Annotated in this window: 22 protein-coding genes; 1 reads left to right on the top strand and 21 read right to left on the bottom strand. The window is 43.9% G+C overall.

Features of this window, described 5'->3' with window-relative positions; all coding sequences use genetic code 11:
• The first annotated feature begins 65 nt into the window (after positions 1 to 65).
• Positions 66 to 815, top strand: coding sequence for an alpha/beta fold hydrolase (locus ACTL32_RS08815; RefSeq protein ID WP_441341089.1), 750 nt, complete (start codon positions 66 to 68; stop codon positions 813 to 815).
• Between the two features lie 25 nt (positions 816 to 840).
• Here the strand turns inward: ACTL32_RS08815 and nhaC are convergent, their stop codons facing one another.
• From nhaC to ACTL32_RS08710, 21 genes are all read right to left on the bottom strand, one after another.
• On the bottom strand, positions 841 to 2226 hold the full coding sequence (nhaC, locus tag ACTL32_RS08810; RefSeq protein WP_441341088.1) for a Na+/H+ antiporter NhaC: 1386 nt from the start codon (positions 2224 to 2226) through the stop codon (positions 841 to 843).
• Positions 2227 to 2693: 467 nt separating this feature from the next.
• On the bottom strand, positions 2694 to 3251 hold the full coding sequence (locus tag ACTL32_RS08805; RefSeq protein WP_441341087.1) for an AAA family ATPase: 558 nt from the start codon (positions 3249 to 3251) through the stop codon (positions 2694 to 2696).
• Entirely contained in the window at positions 3248 to 3562 is a 315-nt protein-coding gene (locus ACTL32_RS08800; RefSeq protein WP_441341086.1) for a hypothetical protein, read from the bottom strand. Before ACTL32_RS08800 ends, ACTL32_RS08805 begins: the two co-directional genes overlap by 4 nt.
• 41 nt (positions 3563 to 3603) lie before the next feature.
• Positions 3604 to 4242, bottom strand: a complete 639-nt coding sequence (locus tag ACTL32_RS08795; protein WP_441341085.1) for a pyridoxamine 5'-phosphate oxidase family protein — start codon at positions 4240 to 4242, stop codon at positions 3604 to 3606.
• A 96-nt stretch (positions 4243 to 4338) separates the two neighbouring features.
• Positions 4339 to 5571, bottom strand: a complete 1233-nt coding sequence (locus ACTL32_RS08790; protein WP_441341084.1) for a DUF3221 domain-containing protein — start codon at positions 5569 to 5571, stop codon at positions 4339 to 4341.
• 76 nt (positions 5572 to 5647) lie between these two features.
• Positions 5648 to 6322, bottom strand: coding sequence for a hypothetical protein (locus ACTL32_RS08785; RefSeq protein ID WP_441341083.1), 675 nt, complete (start codon positions 6320 to 6322; stop codon positions 5648 to 5650).
• Positions 6323 to 6647: 325 nt separating this feature from the next.
• A complete protein-coding gene (locus ACTL32_RS08780; RefSeq protein WP_441341082.1) occupies positions 6648 to 6938 on the bottom strand; it encodes a hypothetical protein in 291 nt (96 codons plus the stop codon).
• A gap of 151 nt (positions 6939 to 7089) precedes the next feature.
• Entirely contained in the window at positions 7090 to 7350 is a 261-nt protein-coding gene (locus ACTL32_RS08775; RefSeq protein ID WP_441341081.1) for a hypothetical protein, read from the bottom strand.
• A 282-nt stretch (positions 7351 to 7632) separates the two neighbouring features.
• The gene (locus ACTL32_RS08770; protein ID WP_441341080.1) at positions 7633 to 8073 is read right to left on the bottom strand and encodes a hypothetical protein; all 441 of its coding nucleotides are present in this window, start codon (positions 8071 to 8073) and stop codon (positions 7633 to 7635) included.
• 166 nt (positions 8074 to 8239) lie between these two features.
• Positions 8240 to 8731, bottom strand: coding sequence for a WapI family immunity protein (locus ACTL32_RS08765; protein WP_441341079.1), 492 nt, complete (start codon positions 8729 to 8731; stop codon positions 8240 to 8242).
• 53 nt (positions 8732 to 8784) lie between these two features.
• Positions 8785 to 9414 (bottom strand): hypothetical protein, encoded by a 630-nt coding sequence (locus ACTL32_RS08760; RefSeq protein WP_441341078.1) that lies wholly within the window; start codon positions 9412 to 9414, stop codon positions 8785 to 8787.
• A gap of 117 nt (positions 9415 to 9531) precedes the next feature.
• Entirely contained in the window at positions 9532 to 10017 is a 486-nt protein-coding gene (locus ACTL32_RS08755) for a hypothetical protein (RefSeq protein ID WP_204890581.1), read from the bottom strand.
• Positions 10018 to 10188: 171 nt separating this feature from the next.
• Entirely contained in the window at positions 10189 to 10557 is a 369-nt protein-coding gene (locus ACTL32_RS08750; protein WP_441341077.1) for a hypothetical protein, read from the bottom strand.
• A gap of 496 nt (positions 10558 to 11053) precedes the next feature.
• Positions 11054 to 12022 carry a carbohydrate kinase family protein gene (locus ACTL32_RS08745; protein WP_441341076.1) on the bottom strand — a complete coding sequence of 323 codons (969 nt, stop codon included), beginning with the start codon at positions 12020 to 12022 and terminating at the stop codon, positions 11054 to 11056.
• 33 nt (positions 12023 to 12055) lie between these two features.
• A complete protein-coding gene (locus ACTL32_RS08740) occupies positions 12056 to 13525 on the bottom strand; it encodes a glycoside hydrolase family 32 protein (protein ID WP_441341075.1) in 1470 nt (489 codons plus the stop codon).
• 261 nt (positions 13526 to 13786) lie between these two features.
• The gene (locus tag ACTL32_RS08735) at positions 13787 to 14776 is read right to left on the bottom strand and encodes a LacI family DNA-binding transcriptional regulator (protein ID WP_441341074.1); all 990 of its coding nucleotides are present in this window, start codon (positions 14774 to 14776) and stop codon (positions 13787 to 13789) included.
• A 156-nt stretch (positions 14777 to 14932) separates the two neighbouring features.
• Positions 14933 to 16072 (bottom strand): PstS family phosphate ABC transporter substrate-binding protein, encoded by a 1140-nt coding sequence (locus ACTL32_RS08730; RefSeq protein ID WP_441341073.1) that lies wholly within the window; start codon positions 16070 to 16072, stop codon positions 14933 to 14935.
• A gap of 390 nt (positions 16073 to 16462) precedes the next feature.
• Complete coding sequence (locus tag ACTL32_RS08725) at positions 16463 to 17962, bottom strand: S26 family signal peptidase (RefSeq protein ID WP_441341072.1); 1500 nt, start codon at positions 17960 to 17962, stop codon at positions 16463 to 16465.
• On the bottom strand, positions 17949 to 18503 hold the full coding sequence (locus ACTL32_RS08720; RefSeq protein WP_441341071.1) for a sigma-70 family RNA polymerase sigma factor: 555 nt from the start codon (positions 18501 to 18503) through the stop codon (positions 17949 to 17951). Before ACTL32_RS08720 ends, ACTL32_RS08725 begins: the two co-directional genes overlap by 14 nt.
• A gap of 263 nt (positions 18504 to 18766) precedes the next feature.
• Positions 18767 to 19261 (bottom strand): hypothetical protein, encoded by a 495-nt coding sequence (locus tag ACTL32_RS08715; RefSeq protein ID WP_441341070.1) that lies wholly within the window; start codon positions 19259 to 19261, stop codon positions 18767 to 18769.
• 101 nt (positions 19262 to 19362) lie between these two features.
• Positions 19363 to 19815: a hypothetical protein gene (locus tag ACTL32_RS08710; RefSeq protein WP_441341069.1), complete on the bottom strand. Its 453-nt coding sequence runs from the start codon at positions 19813 to 19815 to the stop codon at positions 19363 to 19365.
• Positions 19816 to 20161 lie beyond the last annotated feature (346 nt).

Raw genomic sequence — 20161 nt, 5'->3', positions numbered from 1 at the left:
CACTGGTTCCCAATCGGGAATCAGTGCTTTTTGCAACGGATCTATATTCAATGGGAGGGCTGCGCATGATCGATTTCCAGGAAACCGAGATCAGAGGAAGCGATCCGATTCTCTTCATCCACGGGTTGGGGGCCAGCCGTTGGATGTGGTGGCAACAGGAAGCGGCCTTTCAGGATCATCAAACGATCCTGGTGGATCTGCCGGGGCACGGGAAAAGTGTTTCGACCCCATGGGTCAGTTTAGCGGATACCGCCAAAGGGATTGCCCGGCACGTGATCCATGGCCGCAGGGTCCATTTGGTTGGGATCTCATTGGGCGGCCATGTCGCATTGGAACTGGCGAAGCACTACCCTGAAAACGTCCTCAGCATATGGATTACTGGCATCACTGTCAAACCCATCCCGTATCGTTTTTTGCTAAAGCTCCAGTCTCGATGGGTTCAGCGGGGGCTCCGGAATGAGCGGTACCTCGAAGACTTAGCTGAAAGGCATTTCCGGTTGCCCCGGCATAAAACCGCAGATTTCATCTCGAATTATCAGCTGCTTACTCCTGTGACCTATGAAGCTATTTGGAACGAAATAATGCGGTTTCATCTGGATGCTTCTTATAAGGTGATCACAGCGCCCTGTTTTATTGCAGCAGGCGAAAAGGAATCGGCCCGCATCCGGGAATCGGTGGAAGTTGTGCCGCAGATCCTCCCGAATGCTGCTGGAAAGATCATACCTGGAGCGCAGCACGATTGGCCGGTGCAGAATGCGCAGCGCTTTAATTCCCTTCTGAAAGAGTGGCTGGATCAATACCGGCTAAAGAGCTGATCCATGCCGCTCCTATGCCAAGCCGTTAAGCTTTGTTTACGTAGGTCAACGTTTTTCCGCTCATGCCGAATAGGACTGTCAGCAGCGGCGACAATAAACAAAAGAAAGCGAACGGCAAGTATTCCAAAGTGGACACACCCAATACCGAGGTGATGAAGATGCCGCAGACACTCCATGGAACCAACGGATTGACCACTGTCCCAGCGTCTTCCATGACGCGGCTCAAGTTCTTTCCGTGCAGCCCCAGCTTTTCATACTGCCCTTGAAAAGCTTGTCCGGTCAGCAAAATCGATAGGTATTGTTCCCCGATCAGGATGTTAATGCCGATCGCGGTCAAAGCAGAAGCGGCAATCAAAGAAGATGCCTTTTTCAACAAGCTCTCGATTTTCATGAGCAGGCATTGAACGATTCCCAGCTTGAACAGCAAGCCGCCCATGCTGAGAGCCAACAGCACCAGCCCGATTGTAAAGAACATGCTTTCCATGCCGCCTCGTGAAAGAAGCGCATCGATTTCCTCAATGCCGGTCGATGAAACATAGCCGCCGAACAGAATGCTGAGCACTTCGGTTATGCTATAGCTTTGGTGCAGTAAAGAAAGGAGTATGGCAGCAATTGAACTTGCCGCGAGTGTCATTTGTGCTGGCGTCTTCACAAGCGTCAAAATGATCAAGACGATCAATGGGATCATGGTGTACCAATGGATGGATCCGGTTTCGAGCAGCCCTTCTTTAAAGACCGCAATATCCGAAGTGTTTTCCAGCGTAATGGAAGGCGACATGAACCCGAAGAGAATCAGTGTCAAAATGAATGCCGGTACGGTCGTCCAACCCATGTTGCGGATGTGTTCAAACAAATCGACGCCCACAATCGAAGAAGCCAGATTGGTCGTGTCCGATAGCGGCGACATTTTATCCCCGAAAAATGCGCCCGAGACGATGGCACCTGCCGTAACCGCTAAGGATAGATCCAGTGCGCCGGCAATGCCGATGAACGCCACTCCGACGGTCGCAACCGTTGTCAGCGAACTGCCGATGGAAATCCCGATGATCGAGGTGATGATAAAGACGATGGCGTAAAAGAATAACGGCGTGACTAGCGTAAAACCTGCGTAGATCAATGTCGGAATGGTTCCGCTCATCATCCAGCTGCTGATTAGAATGCCAATGAAGAAGAACAGGAAAACCGCACTCATCCCCGCTCCTGCACCTTCCATCAAACCGCGTTCAAGTTCGCGGTACGTCACTTTCTTCGCTAGCCCGTAGCAAATCAATAATAAGATCGATACCAAAATCGGCAAATGCGGAGGGGCTTCAAACCTGATGATGCTGACACTGATGACCGCAACCACAATTGCGACCAATGCCACTGCTTCTTTAAAACTTGGTGTAATTACTGCTTTGATTCCAAACATTTCCGATTCCTCCTACATTCTTCTATCTATAAATAAACGCAAAAAAAAAAGAAAACCAAGCATCCCTTAACAAAGGGACGAAGGTTTTCTCGGCGTTACCACCCAATTTGACATTCCGCTATCCGCAGGAATCTCCACTTCATTGACCGTCGAAAATACAGATGGTGTAATTCACCTCGATTGCTGCCTGGACTTCCACCTAACATCCAGTCTCTGCTTGCTGCGCGCAATGAGCCTACTCGATCATCATTCAACTTTTCTTTTGTTGCTTATGTAATTGTTTTTTATCTTAGCAGGTTTTGCAAACATGTCAAGCACGCTAGTAAGTTCTTGGTATAGCTGCATTTCCATTTTTATTTGAGCGTGCTACTTGTTTATTGCCGGGAAAATGTACAAGAAAGATAGAAGATTTGAATTCGTGAACTTAGATCTTATTCTGTATAGTTTCAAAAACTTTCACAGACAATCTATTCAATCTTATTACTACACTTTACCTTTTCCTTGTAGAACTTCAAGATTTCAGCGTACAGGACTTCAACCGGAAATGAACTGTCGAGCTTTATTACCGGGCTCGTTGAAATTTCCATTTGATGCATATGTTCTGCATAAGTTCCGATCGAATTCTTATCTCCTGCTGTTAGATAGGTCTTGCACCATTCCAGGAAGTCGTTGGTCATTTCCCCGTTTTCATCTGGCCGGACAGGACTGTTCCGCTCCGTTTCCCTTAAACGAAGTCTTTGCATTCGAACACTCTCATCCAAGGTAAGAAAAACCAGTAGATCCCTGTCATGGAACCCATTCGGACACCACGAAAAAACTGAACCTGAGACAATGTACTCATCGTATAATTCCATATCCCGCTGATACATTTCCCTGCGCTTTTCTATCGGATAAAGTTCAGTGAAAGAAGTATCCTTCCAAAGATATTCGTCTGTATCAATCCATTTAACGTTTTCCTTTTCGCTAATAAACTGTGCCAAAGTGCTTTTACCGGTTCCTGAGCCGCCGATAATCTGGATTTTCAATATGACTCCCTGTCTGCTGAACGAAGGATATGTACGCTTCCGTTCTCTTTGATTTGAATCGGCTGATAGCTTTTCTTGAATTCCAGCCCGATATAACCGGTAGAATTCAAGTCCGCTGAACCTTTTATATAAGCTTCCTCATCGATAATCAACCGGTAAAAGAAGCGGATTCCTTCTTCTCCATCGGAAGACTCTTCAAAGACGAATCTCTCTCCGTATTTCTCTTCAAAGAAGCGGATCGCTTCTTCATGGGTCCGGAATACCGGCAGCTCGCTTTCTTCCTTACGAGTGATTTCCTGCATTTCTGTCATTCCCTTTCTGCATCTTTTTATGGATATCGTACCACATGTGCTTAATACAGTTTTTCCCGGTAGCTCTTCTCCAGGAGTTTGCCCACTGTGGCTTCATCCACATTCGGCAGCTTTGCATGGGCCGCCAAGATCTTCGCCCCTTTTGGCAGTTCCTCCTGGTCCATCCATGTCTCCGGGTTCCACAATTCCGACCGCCGGAACGCCTTTGCGCAATGAATAAAGCATTCCTCCACATCCACGCCGATGCCAAGGAGCGGCCGTTTGCCGTTCACGGCCATCTTCTCCAACAATTCCACGTCCCGCACCACGCTGGCTTTGCCGTTGATGCGCAATGTTTCCCCAAGCCCTGGAATCAGAAACAGCAAACCGATATTCGGATTCGACAGGATATTCTGCAGGGAATCCATCCGCTTGTTGCCAGGCCGTTCCGGAATGATCAACTGCCGATCGTTCATCACATAGACAAAACCGGCCGCATCGCCCCGCGGCGAGACGTCGCAAAACCCGGACCCGTCAGCAGTCGATATCATCAGGAACGGTGATTTTGAGATAAAGGCTCTGCAATGTTCATCCAAGTAGGAAATGACTTTATTATTCACCAGTTCACTGGGCTTCCCCGTGAGTTCCAGCAGCTCCTCGACGGTTTGGATCGTATTCGGAAAAGTTGGTTCGGTTATCACTGCACCACATCCCTCTCATTTCTATTTTTCTTGTCGTGCTGTTGTTTGTTTTTACTTTAACATTTCCTGTATCGAAAAAAATCATTCACGTCACCTTTATTTGTCTTCGACTGTTTTTTCGGTTTCCTGATCATCTGCTACAATCTCCACAGTCCATCTATCCTGTTCGCCATTATAAGTGACGGATCGGATAGCTGGAAAGTTAAACTGTTTGGAATCAAGGCCTTCAAGTGCCAGCTTCACTGCTTCCGCTTCCGTCAAATCGGCGCCTTCCGGCTGATACGGCGGCAGAACTTCCACGAACACTGCCCGCCCTTGGCCCGGATAAGACTCTTGAATGCTGCCAGCCGCCTCAACTTCGACTCGCTGGCCGACTTCCAGCAGCTTCTTGGCATCTTTGAATGCAAAATGAATCGCTGAATAGTATTTATGTTGCCCTCCGCTGCCACCAAAGTCTTTAGGTGCAGCTTCAACCGCAAGGAAGCGTCCCTCCTCCAGGCTTACAATATAAGAGCCTGCTTCAGAAGGTTCTGATGTCACAAGAGAGTCAGAATATTTGACGGTCGGTTCGCCTTCAAGCGGAACCATCTTGCCTTCTTGTTCGATCATCACTTCCCTATCTGGAAATGCCTGTTTCAGTTCTTTGATCTGGTTTTCGGTCAGGAAATTATGCCCGATTTCGATTGCGCCCGTGATGGTATCCGCCGAAATGGAATACGAAACGGAGTCGGGATTCGAGTGGGCTGCAGCCATCGGTTTCAATTTCTTTGCCGCCTGATACATCAAGTCGTTCAAATCTGTACGCGTATGAGGAATCCTATAAATATGAATTGGTGCTGCCAGTATTTCACCGGCGTCGACCTGCTTCTGCAAGATGCCGGCGAGTTCATCCACTCGTTCGTCAGGCATCTTGATGCCCACCCAGATGCCTGGCTCCTTTGCGCCCGATGTTTGATTTTCAAGGAAAATGTCACCGACTTTATCGAACTCCAGATCTTTTCCATATACTGTTTCCACTGCTTCGTAGACTGCTCGAGCCTCGATTTGCTGAACCGCCATGTCCTCTGCAAGCTCTTCCGTCGGTTCGTCCATAACCCCTTCTTTAAAGTCGCGCGATTCCTTCACAGCTGCAGCCGCTTCGTTCCGCTTTACTGGGTCTGCGGTCTGCTCGAGCGTGATGAGAATCTCCCGGCCGTTTGCCGCTTTTCCGTCTTTCTCGCTGCTTGCTGCCGGCCCTTCGACTTGTTCATTCGAGGCTGGAGGTTCTTCCGTACCGCATGCAGCCAGCAAAACCAGCATGCCGGGTACTATGAGGATCTTTTTCATCATTAGCGCCACCTTTTATAAATCGATTTCTAACCGCTCCTTTACGAGCAGCCCTATAACTCATTTGCTGTTCACATTGTTAAAAAGAAGCATCTTTTTTGATTACCGGAATGGAATCAGAGACGATGTTCTGATATTCATCGCCGGCTCTTCTGTAGATATGATTCATATTGCTGGGAGCGAACTTTTTGGCATGTGGAGAATCGTTTGGAAATTGCGCCAAAAAGAGAAGGTATTCTCCTTCGTTGAATTCTGGAAAGGCATCAAATAGCGGAATGATTTCGCCCGCTTCCTCTCCCTTTAATCGCTGCTGCATCCCAACGGGCACAACCAAGTTAATCGTATCACCCGCTTGAAGCTGCATGTGTTCCGGGCTTTTGGGTATTTCTTGTATCGTTACTTGGTATTCATGATCTATCATATAAACCGACTTCTCGCCGGAAATCGGCGTTCTGACAACTTCGAAATCGCTTGCCATATCCACTACAAGAATAAGATCCGTTTCAGACTCAAGGGTTTTCAAATCTTCTCTCCCTGGAATCTCAAGCGCTATCCCGCCTGCAGCATTTTCTGCAGATTTGGTCGTTTCTTTCTCGTTATGTTCTTTTTTGCCGCCCAGTGCTTGCTCTGGTGAATCTTCATTCTGTACCTGGTTCTTCGCAACCGGATTCATCGTATCTGCCGGTATGGTGCTGCATGCTGCTAACCCACCTATTAAGACGACTATGCATAACCCTTTAATTATATTTTTCATGACTAACCTCCATTAACGGACCTATATACCTTATACTCAATATACCAAATAAAACCAATTATAACATAAATTGTTTGAATATTCCTTTATAGAAAACTGTGTTAAATCCAAAGTTAAATGGCTAAGAAATTAATATATAGGCTTTAGGTTATAAGAGCATAGTTTCCTGTAAAAAGAGAGTGAAGATGCGCTTGGTGCAGCATCTTCACTCTCTTTTAATTTAAGCAACTATTAAGAAGCCATCTTTTATAAACTTGTTTCTTTAAAGTTCCCAGCTATAACATCGCATAGATAAGTTCTTTTTTCGACTGATCATTATTATTTATTATAACTTTTGATTAATCATTTCCTTAAATTTTTTACGTTCTTCTGAATTATGTAACACTTTTTTCAGTTTCCTTGTAGAAGTTAAATATACTTTTAGTTCGCTATCATTTTTAATAAGTTTATCAACTGATGGATACTCTGAAACAAGTTGTTCAAACCAATACTTTTTTTGAAGTTGGCTTAAATTAAATTCGATTTTCTGATCTTTCGAAAGAAAACTATATCTTATTCTCCCAAGCATTGACTTCAAAATCTCCCAGATACCCTCTGCACCAATATCTATTAACATTATTATTCACCATTTTCTATTTTTCCTTTGATTAGCACGCAATTTAATTACTAGCAAGCTACAATCATTTTTTTATGAGCTACAGCATTTTCGCTCTATCAGGTTCTTTCAGAAAAGAATCTTTTCCTTCATCAAATCCTTCTGGCCGCCATTATTCTTCCGGCAATCCACTTTCCTCAAACAATTTCCGAAGTATTTTAATGGCTTCCTCCCAAGACGAAAACACTTCAAAAGCATAAGGCGGTTCTGCCTCGCCGTCATTCCATACCGCCCATTTCTTATCAGGAAGCTGCGTCGCTGAGTACCAAGTATCCCCTTCCATTTCAAAAATAACAAAAGTATTATCAAAAGCAATGTTCCAATCCGGGTAACCCAATTGCTCTGCAAATTGATCGTATTTTTCAAAGAACATTTTATGGAAAAACTTTTTTTAACGCCTCATATCGTCACCTTCCACTTTTATAGCTTCATATACGCTAACCGCATTAAACCTGAATTTAATCTTCTATTCTATTTTTAAAAAATGAGATCGATCAAAATTCAGTGTTTTGTCTGAAGGTATTCGTCTTCAGCGGACCATAATACTAAAATTCAAATAAAAAAAAGAGCGACATCTTTGAATAGAAATACTTGAGCAGCGGAAGTGGCAGCTCTTGAAGTGATTGTCCTTCCGTTCAAACTTAACGTTTATATTCTATTTCTTTTCTTTTTCCTTGACGTCTTCATCTTCCAGCCAAAAATCAGGACCCGTTACATCTGATAACCAAAATAACACGTCTTGTTCATGATCTTCGGATTCTAAATTGCTAATGGGTCCGGGCCTGAAGATGTAATCCCCTTGCTGAATTTTTTCTTCAGTCACGTAGTCCCTGAAATGGTAAGCTCCATATCCTCGTACAGTATTTGTTTCTTCCGGTTGTGGAGACTCCTCTCTAATTGACGTATGGACCTCTGCCAGATAGGTGAAGAACCTCGAGAGTGACAAGTACCCTTCCGCATTTCCGACAAATGAAACTCCGTCTCTATTAACTTTGATTTCCATTTTTGCATTTTTTGAAAAATGCGGATCAAAATCTTCATATACCTCTTTTTCCTTCTTCATTTTCTTCTTTTTTTTCTTATTCTTTTTCGACATTTCTTCCTCTCTCCTTATTGATATACTTTTCTCTTTGCTGCTCTCGAACTTTTGGGACGCTTTGCGCTTTTCATTGCTTTGACTTTTTAATGTTGAATTATTCCCGTCGGGCATTTATTCCACTGCGAAGTTAGAGAGCATGAATTTCCCTCCTCTATACTCTTTATTATTTTTCAGAACCGCGTATTTTTCGATAAATACTATTCAAACGGCTTTTAATATCATCCTGGCGTTCGAGAACAGGGAACTCAACCAGTACCTCTTCCAGCTCCTTGATTAATTGATCTAGATAACTCTGATCTGAACCAAATTCAAAATCAAGGACAGCTCCGCTACTAACTGGATAACGGATGGTCACGTTCCAAAAAATTCCTCCTTGCGGATTCATCATTGCATTGGCTTGGATCACATTCTCGATTGAAATCAATGTGGCAGTTCCCTCTAAGTTTTTATTCATGGAAACTAATTGATTGCGAAACTCTCTAAATTCGTCTGTTCTTAAATCAGCATGGAAATCAGCAGAAAAACCGGGAATTTGGACCCTAATTGCGGTCTTCACCCAATCCCCTTCCCATGATCCGATGGCTTCAGGAAAGCATCTTTTCAATACTTCAATTTCAATTTTCGTGTCTGTGCCTAAAATATACAGTTTCGCCATTTTCTTCGCTCATTCCTATCGTTTCTTTTCAGGCTTTGATATCGTTAAAAAACTTACCCAAACTTCCTAAGTTCGTTTGACAGTGCTGTTCCTTTTCCATTGAGTCCTAACCGGTCCAGCAATGGATTCGGTAGTATACAGGTCATATAGGTTTTATTTTTCATTAACTCAAGCGTAAGTTCTTCTTGATTGGCTTCGCCTGAAATTTCATCGCCGACCATCGCAAAATCAAAAGGGGATTTAAAGTAGATGGCTTCTGCAAGTCGTGTAAATACATCATTAATTTCCTCTAACCAAGGATTTAGCTCAGTTGTCAGTGGATAGCGGCAAGAAAACACTTTTTCAAAGGCAGCTTGTGGAATTGAAATGTCTAACCAGTCCGACTCACCTTCTATCCTAATGACCGAAATCATACAAGGGAGCTCCTCATTCGTTGATTCGAAAAGAATTAGGGTGCCGTAATATGACTTAACACTTTCTTCTTCAATATGTATCGGCAGCGAAATAGAACGCTTCTGGTAATCCTTTTTCTCTTCCCAAAACCCGCTGAAGAACCGACTCTTCTCCAAAGCAGAGAGTGCCTCGTTCACCCTTTGGTCATCACCAAAAGGGTGATATTCAATTGAAAGTTCATAGAATCCATCCGTCCAATTTTCCGGGTTGGTGTAAAAATCATAATCCATTTATGTTCATCTCCATTGCATTAATTCCTGTAGGGATTAACTGCACTTTCCCACTAATAGAAGGGCTGCAAGTTTGTTAACGCAGTATTACCCTAACTCCGCCAAAGTTCCCTCATCTCATTCTTCAAGATACGGAGAACGTACTTCTTCTACATACAAGCCGTTGATTATTCGAAGTTCTTCTATGATGTCATCCGTCAAGCTTTCTCCAACAAAATACATATAGTAATCATAACCAAAATGTATTTCAAACTGATTGTTGGCAACGAGTCTCCCCCAAACCTTTTCCCTGAGGATCAGTTTGACCAAATCCGACACCAAGTTATGGGAAATCGTTTTTCCTTCTGACAAGTCCATTGCTGTTTCATCTGTATGATTTTCTAAATCCACAATAGCAATATCGCTGCTCCCGTTTTTTTGCAGGAGCATTTCCACAGCTTGAATGTACTTTCCTTCTATAGCCAGGTATTGTTCCATCGTTAAAATCTTTCCTTGAAATGACTTTCCGACATCGGATATGCTGGTCCATTCATCAACTAAGGTATAGTGCCCATTTGCATCCCTGTTTTGGGGATCATATTTTGTTATCCGTACAGAGTTCATTCTTTATATTCACTCCAGATTCGGTTTTTATTTCGTGAAAACAGACCAATAATAGGTTAAGTTCTTCTAATTACAAAAAAATTATATGACTGCTAAATCATCCTATCACTTCAACATTTATTGGGTGAAGTCAACTTGTATTTTGTTCGTAAAGAGTAGATTCACTGTCTATTAATTTATTGCAATCGATTTACAGGTGATTTGGCAATCCATCATTGGAATAATCATTTTGCATTCGTATAATTGGACGCCATTCACTTCGATTTCCCCGATTGATATGTCCTGAATGAAAAATGCTTGTTCGCTGGGAGAATTGGGAATCGCTCCTTCAACACCTTTCAACCACGTATTGAAGTTCGCCAAGAAACATTCCTTGAAAAAAATTTTGTATTCCCTTTCTTCTGCCTCTTCGTCGCTTTTGCCCCAATATTTCATTGTTACTAAGTGTTTGCTATGATCGTAATGCAATTCCTTTAGTTCTGAATCAATGTAACCTGTTGCCAACAGTTGTTCTTCAATTTTTCGTCCGCTTAATCCCACTAACTTCCCCCTCCTCTTCAGACGGTTTCTTCAGTGAAATGTATATAATTCACCTTTTCTTTTTCTCTAGCCTTACCAAATTAATTCTTGCTACTTGTCTTCTTAATATACTCAGAGAGGGGTCGGATAGCTAGTTAAATTTGGAAATGAAGTTTATTCAGAAGGTGTTCCTATAGGAAAAAGGGGCTGGCTAAAAAGCCCAATACGAAAGGCCAGAGGAGAAAAAGCAATGCTTTTTCTCCTCTGGCCTTTTTCTTATTCTATATCGGCTGATGGGAATGGAGGCGGCGACTCCAGCGGGGCAGCGTAGCGACGAAGTGCCGAAATCCACTCGGACGCGAGTCCGAGTGGATTTCGGCGCAAGCTCGCGGAAAGCGTCCGCCGCAATGGACAGCAGCCCTATTGGACAGGACCTTCTTACACCTATTTGGTTCCTACTCTTTCAAAAGTAGTTTTTCGACAAGCACTCCTAAATTTAAAACCTGCAGAAAAAGTTTTATTCCCTCATTAACTGCAAAACCTGTTCTTTCGTTGGAAGAGAAGAAATCGCCCCTTGTCCAGTAGTAGTCAGCGCTCCCGTAGCGTTTGCAAATGCCAGCATTTCTTGCTGATGCTCACTTGCCAATGCCGCTAAGTTATCTTGATCAGCACCCTTATCCAATAGCTGATACAAGAAAGCGCCGATGAACGCATCACCTGCACCCGTTGTGTCCTCTACTTCCACAACATATCCCCCGGATGAATATTTCCTGTTCTCGACGTAGAGCTCTGCACCGCTTACACCTTTTGTCAGCACCACGATCTTGACGTCTCCAACAAATAAAGATGCGATGGCTTTTTGCACTTCCGCAATACCGGTAATAAACTCCAGTTCTTCATCGGAGACTTTAACAAGATGCGCCATCGGAATAAATTCCAGTATCGCCTGCCGGCAATCCCGTGGATCGTCCCAAAGCGGCAGGCGCACATTCGGGTCGAAGCTGATGATTCCGCCGCGCATTTTGGCTGCCTGGATCGCTTTCACATGTGCTTTTTTCATCGGGCTTTCCACCAGATCCACCGAACAAAAATGCAAGATGTCCCCCTGTTTGAACCAGTCCTTGTCTATTTCGGAATCCTCAAGCAAGAGATCGGCAGAAGGATTGCGGTAGAAAGAAAAGTCGCGTTCCCCATCTTCGCGCAAGGAAACAAACGCAAGGCCGGTCTTTGCCTCTTTTGTCCTTAAGACCTTGTCTGTCCCTACGCCGGACTTTTCAAGCTGCTCCAAAAGAAAATCACCGAAGGCATCTTCCCCTAATTTGGTGATCAGTGAAGCCCTTCCGCCGAACTTGGCAACTGCCGCAGCAACATTTGCAGGAGCGCCGCCAGCGACTCGCGTAAAGGAAACGACGTCTTTCAATGCGATTCCTTTTTGGCGTGGGATAAAGTCTATTAAAAGTTCGCCGATAGAAATTAAACTACCCAATCTGCCCATCTCCCTCTCGGAACATTTCTCTTTTTAATAGTCCCACTTCACCGCTTTAAACGCCACTGAACCGCCTGTTGCAAAAAAGCGGATTTCGTTGCTTTTTCGATTCGGGAAAATCCGGGAAGTGAATACTTCTTCGCCATCGTTCACAAAAATCTCCACAGAAGAAGAATCGACGAACATCTGGAGTTTGTAGACATCCCCATCGATTCGGCATTTTCTTTCTGTTCCATATGCACTTCCGATCATTTCGCCCGATAGCGTGCGGTCCAAGATGATCTTCCCTTGCACAGCATCATACTTGATGACCGTTTTTTCATCTTCGCCGGCGCGGAACTCGATTCCGTATTGCAAGGCATCGCCTGGCTCAAACTCACACACGAGTTCGTATGTGACGCCGGAAAATCCATCATACACTTTCTTTTCATCTGTAATGCGATCCGCCACTACGACTTTCTCTTTCCGCAGTGCCTGAAGTTCGGGAACAGGTTTTTGCATCAGTTTTCCATTCTTGACCGACAATTCCCGAGGGAGGGTCAAACAATGCGCCCATCCATTGATATCGCTCGGATACTCGATTTCAGGCAAGCCCATCCAGCCGACCATAAGGCGTCTGCCAGTAGGGTCTGCCATTGTATGGGGAGCATAAAAGTCGAAGCCTCTGTCAAGTTCGATGAAATTTCCATGCACCAATTCTTTTCGCTGCAGATCGATCTTCTTGCCCATCACATAGCCTGCTTGGTAAATATTCCGATAAAGATCTCCTTCAGGTTCCAACCCTTGTGGTGAGAAAACCAAGACCCCCTGATTTTCGATTTCGAAATAATCCGGGCATTCCCACATAAACCCGAAGGAATCCAATTCCGTGTCTAGTTCTCCTTCAAATTTCCAATCCAGTAAGTTGAATGAACTTAATAAACAAACGCCCCCCGTTTTGTCCGTTCTTTGCGCGCCGATTACCGCGTAGAAACGTTCTCCCTCTTTCCATACTTTCGGATCGCGGAAATGCTCGGTATATCCCGCCGGAACATTATCAAGAACTGATTTTTCTAGTTTCGTGATTTTTTCCTGGGCATCCATAATGGCGATACATTGGTGCGGATGTCTCTCGAAATTCTCGTCCCGTGTATTGCCGGTGTAAAGCAAATAGATTTTCCCGTCATGCTCAACGGCACTTCCTGAATAGGCGCCATGGCTATCAAAATAATCGTCCGGTTGAATGGCTATTCCGACATTCTCCCAGTTCACCAAATCTGTGGATTTGGTGTGGTACCAGTATTTTAAGCCATGGACTGGACCGAGCGGATGCCATTGATAAAACAGATGGTATTCCCCGTTGTAAAAACAGAAGCCGTTCGGATCATTCAGCAGCCCGGAAACCGGTTGAATATGAAACGTTTGCCGCCAAGAACAGCTATTGACCTTTAAAATCAGCATATCTATCTCTTTCTGGCTGACCTGGTCCATTCGGATATATTTTTTCTCTTGTTGTAGTACCATTTTTAATTGATGCTCCTTTTTAATAAAAGCAAATTTCCCCACCTTTGAATGAACACATCTTCCCCGTCAACATTCCATTCCGAAACCGGTTCCATAATTTGATCTAGGACTCCTCCCTTCTTTGTTTCGATATATATGTGATGAATGCCTAAAACATAACTCCAATCGTTCAGCAGTACCTGTATAATAAATTGAAACGAACTACCTATGGAACCGGTTCCATTTTACTGAAAATGTAACCGCTTTCATACTTTAATTATATTACTTTGTCAATTTATTGTCAACGGTGCCCCTTTCAATAATCCGGTAGTCTGAAATATTTTTAAGGGGGATTTCGCCGCCGTTTAATAACGTGATCAAGCCCTCAGCTGCTTTTCGCCCCGCTTCTTCATACTCGAATTTAACTGTAGTCATCCCCGGATGCACGATATTGGTCATTGCATATCCGCCAAATCCGGTAATCGACAACCCGGAAGGAACAGGGATCCCTTTTAGGTGTGCTGCCTTTAACGCACCCATCGCAATATTATCTGTTGCACATACGATGATGGAAGGATTAAAGCTGTCGATGATAGCGGAAGTGATTTCAATTGCATCTTCCATTTGAAATGTTGTTTCGTAAAACCTGACTTCACAGTCTCCCTGAGCACGGATCGCCCGTTTGAATCCTTCCTTCCGCTTTACTCCGACAGCGATATCTTTCTCCGTAACCCCCAAATAGGCAATTTTTCGATGTCCATGTGCCAATACATATTTCCCCAGCTCAAAAGCAGCAGCATCATCGTTATGGATATAACTATAGACTTTTTCATGTTGCTGGCCAATCAGGATAACAGGCAATTCCGTTTCCGAGAACGCCTTTAGATGGGCATTTGTAATTTCAGTCGCCAATAATAGGATTCCTGCCACTTTTTGATTGGATAAACTATAAATACTTTCAACTTCGCGCTCCACAACTTGGCTGGTATTTGAAATCAGCATTTGGTAATTTTGCTCCCTCAACTGTTCGTCAATCCCCATTAATATCTGCGACGTAGCAAAAGAATCTAGGCGGGGAACAATCGTACCGATGATGTTCGGTTTCTTCGCCTTCAGGCTTTGGGCAAAGCTATTGGGGGTGTATCCTGTTTCACTAATAATCCGCTCGATTTTCTTTCTAGTGGATTCACTGATCGACCCGCCGTTAAGATAGCGCGAAACCGTACTTTTTGCTACACCTGCCAACCGGGCTATATCCTCAATTGTATTCATATCGCCAACTCCATGTCGGGACTTATTTGTCTTCAGTATAAACAAGAAATAGAGAACAGCGCGTTTTTAAATCTCGACTTGTTCGGAAAATCTTTTAATTAGTTTATCTGAATAACTGTAATGCTTCGGAAGCGGTTATTCTAAAAGCTCACTTTTCTACTGCACCGGCACAAAGCCTGTTTCTTCCACTAACTTCTGCCCTTCTTTTGAAAGGATCCAATCGATGAATGGCTGTACGTTCGGATTTTGGGTCCCCGCAGTAACCGCGTAAAATTCCGATGCCAACGGGTATTCCCCGGACCGGATATTTGGAATGCTCGGCTCTACACCATCGACCGACAGCAATTGGACTTTGTCATTGCGGACCATCTCGGTGGAATAGAAACGGAACGTATAGCCGATGGCATTTTTGTAGTTCCGGTAGCTCGCCACTTCTTCGATGATGCCGCCCATCCCTTCCGCCACTTCTTCCGTTTCAGGTTGTTGGATTTCTGTATCGCCCATGAATTTAATGAACATGGTCTGGCTGCCACTGTCTTCAGGACGCTGGAAGGCGCGGATTTCATCGTCTTTTCCACCGAGATCCTGCCAATTTCCAAACTGACCTGAATAGATTCCCCGGATCTCCTCACTGGATAAATCAGTTACCGGATTTCGGGAATTGACGAAAAACACGAATGCTTCTCGTCCAATTGGTGTTAACTGGAGTTCAACGCCAGCTGCCTTTGCCGCCGCCATTTGGCCGCTGGAAGGCTCTGCTGCAAAAATTATATCGGCGTTTCCTTTAATGAGCCGGCTATAGGCAGAAGGCGTCGTCGTCGTGGCAACCGGGCCGCTATAAGGTTCGTAGACCCCTTCCGGATACGTGGCTTCAGCGAATGCCGAAAATAATGGATATAGAGCCGTTGCACCATCAAGGATTGGCACTTCCCCTTCGATTTGGAAAGAAGCCTCCTCATCCAGCCTAGCCAATTTCTCGCTTTCCTTGAAAGGCTCATAAGCAAAGAGATCCACTTCCGAATCATTCACTTTCTCGAAACTTTCCTTGTAATAATGGGGTACGGCAAAGGCTGCTCCTCCTGCTAAAACTAACGAGATCCAAACTATCGTTTTTTTTCCGTTCCCGTTTCCGACGATAAAAACCAAGAGGATGATCAGTGAAAGGATGATTGTCCCAAAGAGGCCCATTAAGTGCGTATTGCCCGTATTTAAGATATGTAATGCTCCGCCAAAAAACACAAAAATCATTCCAGCGATTATTAGAAAAACAGCTATTACTTTATCGAACCCATTCATCTTATATCCTCCAATATTGCTTTTTAAAACGGCCATTGACCTGTCATTTCCCGCACTCATAAATAGTTCTTCTTATTAATTATGAAATAGGCTGCTCCGTCGACTAAGGATAATGTTTCTTAACCCTACACTGCCTGCGATAGCGATTGTGGCGAAGAACAAGTCGAACTTTTTCATTCCCTTACCTCATCCTTTAGCGTCCGTTTACTCCATAGTAGCACTGGAAGGAAATAAAAGGGAATTAAATAGTTGTATTCGAAAAAAGATTTCACGATCATTTCCTCCCAATCGTAAAATCTACTTTCCTAAATCTTTATAGAAATACATATCTGCAAATAAAAAAAGAAAAAAGCGATTATTTCAACCACTTCTCTCCCATTGTGTTTATGTTCACTCCTTGTAATACCCGATCACTTCCCCTTGGATCTCCGCAACGTCCAGTTTATGCTGGCTTCCGCGGAACCAATCGTCCCCGATAAGGAAAACTTCATCTTCTCCCAATTGGAATGCCCCAAGGTCCATTTGGAAAACATCCTCCATCCCTGTAGTGGAGCTGCCTGGTGAAGTATTTTCTTCAAACCATTTTTGGTATTCTTCTGCAGAGCTCGTCCCCACCCGATGCGCTTTGCCATAGAAGGTATCCAGCTTCTGGCCGTCTATAAAAATCCGGCCGTCCTGAATTGCAATGTTTTCTCCCGGCAGTCCCACGACACGCGAAACCGTCTTCCGGATCCCATTGGAAAATGCGTATTCGTACAAGACCACATCTCCTCGGGCAATGTCTTTTTCGTTATAGGCAGCAGGATCGATCAATAGAGGATGGGCGGCATACTCATGGTTCCCTCCGTCCATTGCGTCCGACTTAAAGCGGAACACTTCCAAAGGCTTGTCGTATTCCGTAAAGATTGGAATGTCCGCCACCGTTTCGGGATCAGTCAGCACCGGCTCCTCCACTTCCACAAAAACCGTACCGAAGACTTTATCATTAAAAATCGCTTCCAGCCGCCACATACCCTTGTATGGCAGCGACATCTGGGTCGGAATATGGTGGTCTGCACCATTGTTGGAGCTCAAAAAAGGTTGCTCCGCCTCCGGCACCACCACGATCTCCTCCCCGCTTTTCTCATGTGTGCCGATCACTTTGAATGTACCGGCAAGCTCTTCTTCGCTGCCCCAGAAATGCCACATGTACTTCTGGACTTTATTTTCATAGAAGCGGGTTGCCTCATCGTCTCCGTAAATAAACCCGGCGCGCCCTTCTTCGCCAATCATGGAAAAATTATTTGATTCGAATAAAGGGCTCATTTCCCATGCCGCTTCTTTTCTCGTTGTCAGAACTAGGCTTTCCTTTTGACCACCCCATTCGAATACGCCAGGAATTTCGTCTTCCTCGTCGTACAAGATACAGGTCGTGCATGTAGTGGGCTCAATAGCCGCATAACGGCCGTCTTCATTTAGGAGGAGCGAGCCGCCAAACGATTCTTGGTCGTTTCCATAGATAAATTGGAAGCTCACTTCTTTCGGCTTTGGCTCTCCTCCTACATACTCGATGGTCCCTGATCTCTCTTGAACTCCGTCACCCAAATCCTTAAAGACATACCTGGCCCTCCAGTGCTCACTTTCGCCTGAAAAGATCCGGACGGTTCCTTCCGGTTGTGCCGTTGCGGGTGCCTGCGTTTCTTGGCCGTTCTCCTGGAGGGTCAGGAAGAGAAACGAGGTGGCCACAGCCAACAGAATCGTGAAGATGGCTGCATACCTAAAAGTGCCGTACCTTTTTGACGTTGGCTGGCTTTCCTCTTTTATTTTCATGAGGATTTTCTGTTTCAACGGTATGTTGAAACGGGCATCCTCTCCGATAAACTTATTCATCTCCCGCTTAAAGTTGTTCATCTGGCAGCCCCTCCCATTCTCGTGGATCGACTTGTCCCTTCAATAACACCTTCGCTCTTTTCAACCGGGTTTTCACGGTATTTTCAGGACAGGCGAGCAGCTGGCTGATTTCTTTGCTGGTGAATTCCTGGTAGTAATACAAGAGAATGACTTCCCGGTATTTGATCGGCAGCTCTAACACCTTGCTCATCAGAACGGCCTGGCCGGCTTGCTGTTCGAATATTGCCTCAGGGGCAATGGTGCGCGACATCAATTGGTCAATCGACTCCGAAAAGAAGAATCGCCTGTTTTTCCAGCTCCTGAGGTAATCGTGGCATTTATTGATCGTGACTTTGGAAAGATAGGTTTTTAGGGAGGAACGCTGTTCAAACTGATCCCTTTTCTGGTAGTAAGAAATAAAAACTTCTTGCAGGATGTCTTCTGCGGCCTGCCAGTCCTTCACATACATATAAGCCAGACGGATAAGGGCTTCTCCGTGCTGGTCCATAATTTGTTCGAACTGTTCTTCGCTCCCACTTTGTTCCCTATGATTTCTCGACACAGCACACCCCGCCCTTTCCTGAATACTCGATAGACGTAAGATTCCCAAAAATAGTTTCATTAATTATTATCATAGAGGAAATTCCCAAAATTTGTTCTTTATTTTGTGTAAAAGGAAAAGGAAGCGAGTGGTTTTGATGTCCACTCGCTTCCTTTGGAATAAAGGCAATTACTTCTCTCTTTTCAACCTGCTTGAACAATTAGGCAATCAGCGTTTTTGTATTGTGATAAACTTTCATTCTTAAATACTTTTATAAAATAACTCTAGTGTTTCAGAATCCAGTTCCAACTCAACTTTTTTTCGGCCGCTAAATCTTCGCATTCGACCAATAACTTATGGCCTGTCCATCCTTTAAACTCTATCCCATGCATATCGATTGGATTGAAAATGGGAGTTCGTTCTAAAAAACTAGCTTTTATCAAGTACAGATTGTTGTAATCTGCAATGATGAAATCGCCGTTCGGTGCCACGGTTAAAGTTTGATAATCCGTTTGATTATCATATCCTAGTTGATTTCCAGTGTTTCGATCCAGTTCAAACAAATAATCAGAAGTCAGAACGAGTACTCGATTATGATTTGCTGATACGGCAGCATCTTTGGGAGTTCCCCGAAAATTCCCATACCATGCTTCTGAATCGTCATTGAAGAATTTTACCCATGTCCATTCTTGGGAATTCCATGTATTAGGAACATCATAGATTTTTTCTTTGTACTCACCTGAAATAGGCTGGCTTATTATCTCTGCTTTAACGATCACCCTATAAACCTCCTGGAAATCTTTGCTTAGACTCAATATTCATTATAAAAATGTTGCACTCAAATTCTGTTGAAAACATCATCATAAGTAGCCAAAATCCCTTAATCTCGTTGACTATCTCTATGTATGTATGAAATTTTTGGAGGATCCATCGATATGACATCTATAATATGATTTAAAGCGTTTATCCCGTAATGCTTGAATGGTCCAGGATGTACCTCGTCAGCTATGGTGCTGACATTAATAAAGTCCAGGTACCGTGATTTTGAATAAAGTGAAAAGACACTCCCTTCATACACTTCATACTTTTCTATCACAGTGAAACTCTCGTCTCTAACTGAGTACGCAATGTACCAATCAAATTCAAGCCGAAGGATGGGAAGGGTTTCATCCACTTCTATGACACCATAAGACGAAGAAGGATTAGTCCCAGCGACCGCCTTTCCAAACGGCTTACAATGGTCAATATCCACTATTAAAGAATTGTCTTTGGGTTCGAATAACGTATTCAAATAAATATACCCCTGATGCTGCAGCAGTTCAGAATAATTCATATAGACACCCTTCCAAAATAGTATATTGTTTTTCAACATGTAAATGTAGCCTATTCACAAAAGTTACATTCACGACCAATTAAAATATCTGCTAGAAATTAATAATAAGGGCCAAAGATTTTTTTAATATCAATATCGATTACAAAATCTACTTTACTATCTTCTGAATAGGGAATTTGTTCAAAGTTATGAAGCCGACAAAACACGTTTGGAAAGCCGAGGTACTCATAAGTTAATTTGTCTGCTTGGATATACATCTTCTTCAATTGCTGTTTCGAACACTTTCTTCCCGTTAACAACGCTTGGATAAGGTAACCTTCAATTTCAATAATCATCGTAATCACTA

Source organism: Planococcus sp. FY231025, from assembly GCF_052078085.1.
Lineage (GTDB): Bacteria > Bacillota > Bacilli > Bacillales_A > Planococcaceae > Planococcus.
Note: the sequence above shows the minus strand (reverse complement) of the source record. Positions and strands in the feature narration are given on the sequence as shown.